General features: G+C 50.8%; 2 protein-coding genes and 1 pseudogene. 2 read left to right on the top strand and 1 reads right to left on the bottom strand.

Going from position 1 to position 2,307, the window contains the following annotated elements:
* Positions 1–570: 570 nt before the first annotated feature.
* Positions 571–864 (bottom strand): hypothetical protein, encoded by a 294-nt coding sequence (locus QZ506_RS02625; RefSeq protein ID WP_291968872.1) that lies wholly within the window; start codon positions 862–864, stop codon positions 571–573.
* Between QZ506_RS02625 and ptsP the strand changes: the two are divergent.
* Positions 840–2,152, top strand: a pseudogene (gene ptsP, locus QZ506_RS02620) (phosphoenolpyruvate--protein phosphotransferase); the annotation flags it as partial. The gene QZ506_RS02625 and the pseudogene ptsP overlap by 25 nt on opposite strands.
* 60 nt (positions 2,153–2,212) lie before the next feature.
* The coding region (locus tag QZ506_RS02615) for an IS1 family transposase (RefSeq protein ID WP_367272958.1) at positions 2,213–2,307 on the top strand (95 nt) is incomplete at its 3' end.

The raw sequence follows: 2,307 nt of genomic DNA, 5'->3' as shown, positions 1-2,307 counted from the left end.
CTGTAATTGTTATTACCAAATCACCAAATGGAACGCTTGGCTCAGATAGCGGAAATGTGATTTGCGTTACCAGAAACCAGGGTACATGGGTTGATAATAGCGTAATAGGGAATGTTAACATTAGTGATATAACGATTAATGATCGAACCACGTATGCTCATACTTCGTACTTCAAGTGTCGATATGGTCGATTTTGTAATGTGGTGTCATTTTTAGATATTAGTAACACCCAGTCGTCGATAGAGATCATAACTCTTCCGGAGCACGTTCGCGGTATATTGTCTCACATGAACATAATGGCAATAAACAAACCAGACCAGGCATACACGACGACAACGACCTTAACTCCATCTGCTGCCTTAAGGCGTAACGCCAATACTGGAGGCTCCGTTACAACTATCATTTATACTCTGCCTGTCGTCCCCATTGGTACAGATATTGAAGTAGCCAACGTAGTAGGTGGATCAACGATATCCGTTGCACCTCCACCGGAAATGAGCATTGGCACTCTGGTTGCTGGGGCTGGTTACGACATTGTGAACTCAACTCAGATAGTCAGGTTTACTCGGGTTACTGAGGGGCGGTGGGCCATTCTTTAGAAACAGGTGTGCCGCGTGCGTGTCGCGCTGTGCCGATTTGTGACGTGCTGTGGCGTAAAAATGCGGTGTGAATGTGATTTGTCACGCCTAAGTAAGGGAGTCGGCAGGTCGAAATGGACGGTAAGTTATTGATAAAAATGTCGTGTATTGTCGTGCTTTGTTGTGTTTTGTTGCCTGTTTTTTGAGCGATAAATTCAGTCAATATATTGATATTTAAAGTTTTTATGTTATTTTGCTCTGCTGTTTGGTCAGTATCGGCAAACACGGCTCAAAGCGCTGGTGGCATCAAGCGGCGTAGCGATTGCTCCAGGCTGGATGGACAGCAGCCAGCCCTCACTGGAACTGGTTTTCCCTGCTTCAAGCCTGGATAGTGAGCGTTCGCGTTTGACGCAGGCGCTGGAAGAGGCCAATGCCGAATTCCGCCGTTTCAGTAAACGCGTTAGCGCCAGTACGCAAAAAGAGAGTGCAGCCATTTTCGATCTTTATTCCCATTTGCTGAGCGATGCTCGCCTCAAGCGCGAACTGTTTCAGGAAGTGGATGATGGGAATGTCGCCGAGTGGGCGGTAAAACTAGTGATCGAGCGTTTTGCCGCGCAGTTTGCCGTGCTTCAGGATGCCTATTTGCGTGAACGCGCTGGGGATTTCCGCGCGTTGGGTCAGCGTCTATTGTTCCACCTTGACGACAGTGTGATGAGCAGCGATCGCCGGCCGCCACATTTTATTCTGGTGGCCGATGAGTTGACAGCAACGCTGCTGGCTGATGTTCCGCAAGCCAGACTGGCCGGTGTGGTCGTGCACGATGGGGCCGCCAACTCTCATGCGGCGATTATGGTGCGGGCGATGGGGATCCCCACCCTGATGGGCGCGGATATTCAGCCGGAGTTGTTGCGCCAGCGTACTCTGATACTGGATGGCTATCGGGGCGAACTGCTGGTGGATCCCGAGCCGATGCTGTTACAAGAATATCAGCGCCTGTTGAGTGAAGATAATGCGCTGACGCGTCTGGCCGAAGACGATATGCAGCGGCCTGCGGTGCTGAAAAGCGGTGAGCGCATGCAAGTGATGCTCAACGCCGAGCTCAGCGCTGAACATGAGCAACGTTTTATCAATCTGGTTGACGGTGTCGGGCTGTACCGCATCGAAGTGCCTTTTATGCTACAGAGTGGCTTTCCGTCTGAAGATGAACAGATGGCGCAATGTTGCAGCTTTACCCCTCACGCCCGGTGGTGTTGTGCACGTTGGGTATCGGTGCCGACAAACAGCTTCCCTATTTGCCGATCAGTGAAGATAACCCCTGTTTGGTGTGGCGTGGTATTCGCGTCACGTTCTATCAACCGGAGATCTTATTGATCCAGGTGCGGGCGATGTTGCGCGCCAATGCTGAAACCGGAAACCTGCGCATTTTATTGCCGATGATCAGCAGCTTGGACGAGGTGGACGAAGCGTGCCGACTTATCGCTCAGGCTGCCGCTGAGGTACGGGAACTGGTGGGGCATGCCTTGCCGGAACCGCGCATCGGCGTGATGATCGAAGTCCCGTCTATGCTGTTTTTGGGTCGTGTATTCAATATGTTGATTGCAGTGTGAAATGTCCGGTTTTGGATGTGGAATACAGTGGCTAAAGTTGATGTAAGATGCCCGTTTTGTGAACAGACATCTCCTGTGAAAAAATACGGTTATGGCAAAAGTGGCCATCAGCGTTACCGTCG

It is taken from the genome of Candidatus Symbiopectobacterium sp. (assembly GCF_020054415.1).
Taxonomy (GTDB): domain Bacteria; phylum Pseudomonadota; class Gammaproteobacteria; order Enterobacterales; family Enterobacteriaceae; genus Symbiopectobacterium.
Note: the sequence above shows the minus strand (reverse complement) of the source record. Positions and strands in the feature narration are given on the sequence as shown.